4 protein-coding genes are annotated in these 6,476 nt (G+C 44.6%); all 4 read right to left on the bottom strand.

All coding sequences use genetic code 11. The features are described 5' to 3' along the window. Window positions 1–1,837, bottom strand: a 1,837-nt coding sequence (locus AC0LWT_RS37915; RefSeq protein ID WP_474687073.1) for a fibronectin type III domain-containing protein, incomplete at its 3' end; no start/stop codon positions are given. Window positions 1,838–2,843: 1,006 nt separating this feature from the next. Beyond that, window positions 2,844–4,670: a WG repeat-containing protein gene (locus tag AC0LWT_RS37910; protein WP_474687074.1), complete on the bottom strand. Its 1,827-nt coding sequence runs from the start codon at window positions 4,668–4,670 to the stop codon at window positions 2,844–2,846. A gap of 162 nt (window positions 4,671–4,832) precedes the next feature. After that, window positions 4,833–5,432 carry a hypothetical protein gene (locus AC0LWT_RS37905; RefSeq protein WP_474687071.1) on the bottom strand — a complete coding sequence of 200 codons (600 nt, stop codon included), beginning with the start codon at window positions 5,430–5,432 and terminating at the stop codon, window positions 4,833–4,835. 110 nt (window positions 5,433–5,542) lie between these two features. Next, the gene (locus AC0LWT_RS37900) at window positions 5,543–6,085 is read right to left on the bottom strand and encodes a hypothetical protein (protein WP_474687069.1); all 543 of its coding nucleotides are present in this window, start codon (window positions 6,083–6,085) and stop codon (window positions 5,543–5,545) included. Window positions 6,086–6,476 lie beyond the last annotated feature (391 nt).

Raw genomic sequence — 6,476 nt, 5'->3', positions numbered from 1 at the left:
GGTTCGGGCTATCGTCCTTTTTCAAGCGAATCTTGTACGTATGGAATTCGCTCGCTTTTAACCCCCCATGATGGTAGATCGTATTGCTTCCATTGTCGGCAAGCACGCCGTCCACCTCGATATCGTATCTGGCCTCGGGAGCTACGGTATCCCAGGATAATGTGATCGCTTTGTTCGTCACCACCGCAACAATGTTGGTCAGGGACAGGCTTCCGTCGCTTCCTTCGGGGAATGTAGACAAGGTGACCGGACTGCTCCACTCGCTGCTGCCGCTAATATTATTGGCTCTGACCCGGTATGTGTGTTTGCTGGAAGGCGCCAGATCACTATGAACAAACTGGTTATCGGTGACATTCGTGACAGACGTCCCGTCGATCTCTACTTCATACCCGGCCGCATGAGAAACTTTGTACCAGGTCACGGTGATCGCTTTCTCTTCCGCTGTCGTCATGATATTCGTGGGAACTTCCGGCTTTTCGGGATGTGTCGTTACGTTAATCGGGTCGCTCCACACACTCTTGCCGCCGGCATTGACCGCTCTGACCCGGTACGTGTGCCCGCTCAGAGCGTCTAGTCCTTCATGAATATAGGCCGTGCTGCTGCCGTTATCGATGATCAGTCCGTCTGCCTCAACTTCATAGGTATCCGCCCCATCCGATTTGCTCCAGCTTACCGTCACTTGATGGATCGAAGGGGTCGCCGCAACATATCCCGGCGACGCAGGGGGATACGGCAATGTTTTCTTCGCCACCGGCTGACTCCACTCGCTGACGCCGCCTTTATTGGCGGCTCTGATCCGGTACGTGTGGTCAGTGAGCGGCTGCAGCCCCTTGTGTACGAAGGTCGTTTTGCCTCCGTTACCGATTACGGTTCCGTCCACCTCAATATCATAGCTCTCCGCGCGGGCAACCGCGTCCCACGAAACGGTGATTTCCGTTTGCAGCGGCACGGTTTGGACGCTCATCGGAATCGCCGGCGGATCAGGCAGCGTGAACTTGCTGATGAGGGCGCTCCAATTACCCGGACCACCGGCATTATTGGCTCTTATCCGATACGTATGTTGGGTATTAGGCGGCAGATTATTATGGGTAAAAGAGGCGGATTTCCCGTTGTTCGTGACGATACCGTCTGCCTCAACATCATAACTCGTTACGTCCGTTATTTCCGGCCAACTTAATTTCACCCAGCGTTGCGACGATTCAATTATTATATTGGAAGGAGGGGTTGCTAAAGTAATTCCGCCAAAAAGCGGACTATCCGCCGTTTCTTCCCCGGTTTCATTTTTTGCTTTAGCTTGAAAGCTATATGTTGTATTCGGCTGCAACCCTGTTACCCTTATCTTCTTGTTTGCAGACACAATCCATTCGGGCGATGCGGTCAATGCGCCCGCGGCGCCGACGTACTGCCCGCCGGACTTGATTTGATATGGAGTGATACCGGGATTGCTATCATGAAGCACAAAATCCAAACTTGTCTCTGTCGCTTGACTTAATGCCAAGGAAGGAACCTGCGCTTTGGTCAGAATAGTCTGTTCCTTGCTTGCAATATGCTGGACATTATCTCTCGCTTCGAACTTGACATCATATGCCGTATTCGGAATTAGATTGGTCTGTGTATATGAGGACAAAGCCGTCCACGAGGTTCCATTCGGACCGAAAAAATACCGGTAAGGCTCCGGATTTAAACCGGAAATCGAATCCGACGCCGATCCCGCAATTTGTATCGTTGTGTCCGTTGCAGTCACGGTTACCGTTCCTAGTACCGGGGGCGTTTTATCGACCGTGAAATTCACCGACTTTGAGGTCGTATGCGAACCGTCGTTTACGGTAAATCTCATTGTGTGCAATCCTTCCGTTAAAGTTCCTATATTCAAAGCGTTAAAGCTTAAAACTTGTGCCGTTGCCGTATTCGATATCACTTTCGTATCCCTGGGGGTTGTCTCCGCATCGATATAATACGCCGAGTTTAGCGGATCCCCGTCCGAATCGGCTGCTTTTATAAACGGGATAAAAGCTGTATCAGCGTCGCTTAGTATTTGTGCGGATGTCGGCGAGACGATTTCCAAAGTAGGGTATACAAACCCAGGGGCGCTCTGCCTCTCAATAACCCCTGCAGCCCTAGTAGCAAATAATTGAAATTGAAGATATCCCGCATAATTTGAAGGGGCGCCCGGATAAAGAAGATTGCATACGGTGTTCACATAGTAGCATGAGCTGTATACACGCTTGAGCGGATAGGAAAAGTTAAGCGTTGATAACGCCCCGGTCGGCGAACTATCGCCGGAATTAAATCCACATATGCCGCTATTAGCACACAATACGTTATATCTACTCTGGCATTGCTGCCCGCCAAGGAAGTCATCCTGATTCGATAATTGTACTCCTTGGTATCCTGGACCGTGAATGGGAAATCCAACTGAGAACAGGAAGAAGAATCACAATAAGACTTGTCAAAAACCGCCACTTGTTCCCATGGTTCTTCCGCTTGAACAGCAGGCATATCGCTGCTTGGCAAAAACGAGCTTGCTATAAAAAAAATGATTATTAATAGGAAACTACGCGATACTATTTTATATCCCACACAGCATCACCTTTCAAACTGTTGTTCCAGCTCCCCCACGCTCCTACTTGAATTTTCGTCGGACTATGGCTAACCCATTCGCAATATTTTCCATAAATCCCTGCTTGATTGGAGCCAAGAAACGCCAAAAGCGGATTTTCGCTCCTTAGTGTAAAAAGAAAAAACCTTGCATGGTCAGTCGCAAGGTAGTCTCAAAGATAGCTCCGAAAAGCCTCGTCGTGGATAGCTTCGCTTTTCCAAACTATTTTTTAGCAATTCCCTGATTATTGCTTAACAAACTCAACGAGCTTCCCATCCGGCAGCACATAATAAGTTTGGCTGCCCTTGTGCAGCAAGGCCATACCGTTAGCCAAGTCAGAGAAAGCGAAATACTTGCCACCAAACATGCCATCGAAAATAGTACCATATCCAGTAAAAGTTGGCGGTACGATCATCTCGCCTTTGGCATTAACGAAACCCCATTTACCGTTTTGTTTGACAAAAGCCTGCCCATTGCGGAACCGAAAAGCCGAATCAAACTGAGGAGAAATGACGATTCGGCATGACGAATCCATATAACCGTATTTCCCGTCGATCAAGACGCCCGCCAAACCCTCGCCAAACTCAAATGCCTCATTGTAGATAGGAGGAATGACAAATTGCCCCTTGGTGTTGATATATCCAATCTTGTTATTTTTAGCTACCGGCGCCAACCCCTCAGAAAATTCCCCGTATTCGGATATCCCTAACTCCTGGAAGTCAATCACAAGTTCACCTTTTGTATTCATAAATCCACTGCGTTCGCCGCGCACAAGCGCCAATCCATCGCGAAATGGAAAAATCCATTTATATTTGGGTTCAACCACTACTTCACCCGCATGATCAATTAATCCCCACTTGCCTCCTTTTTCGACGGCAGCGAGGCCTTCGGAGAAAGACAAGGCATAGTCGTATTGGGGAGTGATTGCGAAGGTGCCTGTCTTGTCAATAAACCCCCATACCCTGTTTTTCCCAGCGGGTGCCAACCCTTCTTTGAAATCTCCCGGAATTAACGTAGGGATAAAATCAAACGTAAACCTGAATTTTCCGGTTTTGTCGATATAGCCCGATTGATGGCCATCTTTCGAAGCGGCGAATGCCAGGCCTTCGGAGAAAGGAAGAGCAAATGAGAACTTCGGCTTGATAGTAATATTGCCGGTATTGTCCAAGTACCCCCACGTTCCTGTCTCTCCTTTAAAATAATTGATATCTTCACCGCCATTGAACGGTATAAGGACCGTCTGCTCGGACAATGCCTTGATATCCTTCTGTTTGGCTTTCTCCAGAATATCTATAATCTGCTCCAGCTTTTGTTTGTCGGCCGCGTCGGTCTCTTTCTGCAAATTCCTCCTGGCCGTATCCAAAGCGGTACCTTCGCTAGTTGAATAGCCAACATCCGCTCCATAATCGACCAACAGCTGAACAACTGCCGGATTTTTGTCAAAAACGGCTGACAGCAATGGCCTGATACGGCCGGAGTTCGTTTCGCTTTTGTTCGGGTCCGCACCGTATCTCAAAAGCAGTTCGATCATGTCCGTGTTTTTGTGGTACATAGCGAAGCTTAGAGTCGTAAGACCATCGTGTTTATTGGCAAAATTCGCTCCGCCGCCATGATCCAGCCAATACTTGGCCTTCTCCATATCATTCTTCATAACGGCCTGATATACGTAATAACTTTTATCGTTGATAATGTCGACACGATTCGTTTTCTCATCCCAAGTAACGTCCCCGTCGACACTCTCGCCTACAAACCGCAGCGGAACGAAAGTAGTCCCGTTCACGATCCTCGGGGCGATGGGCAGCGTTGCCGGTTTCCCATTGACGGTTGCTTCCGTCGAATCTATGGTCATCGCGATCTGCCAGTGATTTTTAGTGCTTGTTATGGTCTGAGTCCCTTCATCCCAATCGATCTCGATACCAAGATTTTCATAAATAGGGCGCATTTGAACCAGTGTATTCCCGTCCTCCACCATAGGAAGTTGTGTGAACAAGACTTGATCTCCGTTGAGATAAACACGTATCGGCTCATCCGACGCGGCGTATACGGATAATGGGAATGAGCATAGGAACATGAACAAAAACGTAAACAAAATACGACAACTACGAGTAGCTTTCATGGAATGATCATTCCTCTCGAATAGTCCGAAATTTCCTTGATATATCGTTTACACCGAAGATCAATAATATGATCAGCTGGCAGTTGCTTTTCCTTGATAAACATACCTGATATGAACCTATTCGCTTTTGATTACTTTTCTTCCAGTTCCCAAATACTCTTGAAAAAAGCTAGAATCAAATAATCTTCCTTGTGAATTAGTATGTTCATACTTAGTTTTCTTTGAATGTGCATGCTTTGTACTGCTACTATTCGTAAATTCATAAGGAACAGTTTCTTTCGGATCGAAGGTTAATGTAATTTGGGGTTTATTTTCAGTCACAATAATAATTGATACAAAAAAGTTAGCGAGGAAAGATAGTACGCCTCCACATATACAAACGACATCTCCTTTATTTAAGGTGTATGGCCAAGTATGATATTGCTTCCGCCCTGTATGGAAATTACCTTCAACCAGCTTAAAATCTGCACCCTTGACTCTCTCTATTCGAACCTTCATTTTTCCAAATACAAAGAGCGAATCATCCTCTATACAAAGTCCTTGATTTACTACCTGATCTTTAAAATCAAAGATATTTACAACTGAATTTATAAGTTCAAATTCGTAAACGCCCCTAATATCACTAGGGAAATTGAGGAATATTACTGGAGTAACTTTATCATCAAAGCCTACTATTGCGTCAAACTCTTCATTACTTATATCAAGAGTAAGCATCATATCTATAACCTCACTTTCTTTTTAGCTACCATCTTTGGGTATATTTCGTCTCTCACCTTTAATTTACAAACCTTTTTCGTCTAATGTTGTCTTTTAAGGAACCCTAAGGATTATCTTAGCTTATCAGCGTTAAAACCATACAATTCAGTATTCATGACGTAATCTCTTGCAGATACCATATCATTGCTGTCAAACTCAAAAGATACTTTACCACTATCACTAAAAAGTCGTAGATTACAAAATCCATATGGCCATGAAATAACGCATTCCCACAAGTATTCATCTACATTTTCCGTTTTATTAAATGGCCACTCCCTTCTAAATACCAGCTCTGAACCATCACAGTTTTTGGCTACTTTTGTTAAATCGGATTCTTTAACATTATCATAAGCATATACTTCAATATTACCGCCAATTAGTTTATCGATTTTGACGATCCCCACTCCAGATACATACATGTCTTCTGTGCCGGGTAGAGAACTTTCAAACTTTTCGGTGTGTTTCCACCTCGGTTCTAGTAACAACGTAGCTCCCCAAACTTTAAATTCTAAACTATTTGAAAGTTTATACTGACAATAAAAATCTATAATTTTAGCTTCTGTAAAATCAATTCTGTCAAAATTGTTTTTTGTCAGATCAATTAGATACTTCATATTTCTCGCCTCCTAAATTTAGCTCCTCTTTAAAAGAATCTCTCCATTGTGGTACTTGTTTAATGTAGCCCAACTATCATGTTTCTCTGCCATAATATAGCTTTTCCGCTTCCAGTTGAATAGATTGGAGTTGACTTCTATTGTGGATTCAATTTGTAATGGAAAATCTCACACATTAAAAGAAAACCTCGAAAGGCATGAGCCGCTCAAGGTTAAATTGAAGAAATAGTTATTTGGGTTACAAGTCACGTTCTTTTAAATGATTTGAGAATTCTTCAAGGTATTCTTGTAATTTCTTAGGTTCATCCGAGTTCATTTGCCTTTCTCTAGTCCGAGCCATTGTTTGTGTTCTAGCGATACAGCGGCAGAAAAAAGAAACCATCGAGCGATA

It is taken from the genome of Paenibacillus sp. sgz302164, from assembly GCF_056120505.1.
Note: the sequence above shows the minus strand (reverse complement) of the source record. Positions and strands in the feature narration are given on the sequence as shown.

Bases quoted from the DNA above. Each gene is read 5' to 3' on its own strand.
- AC0LWT_RS37900 (WP_474687069.1), bottom strand. From the start codon at position 6,085: ATGAAGTATCTAATTGATCTGACAAAAAACAATTTTGACAGAATTGAT.
- AC0LWT_RS37905 (WP_474687071.1), bottom strand. From the start codon at position 5,432: ATGATGCTTACTCTTGATATAAGTAATGAAGAGTTTGACGCAATAGTA.
- AC0LWT_RS37910 (WP_474687074.1), bottom strand. From the start codon at position 4,670: ATGTTCCTATGCTCATTCCCATTATCCGTATACGCCGCGTCGGATGAG.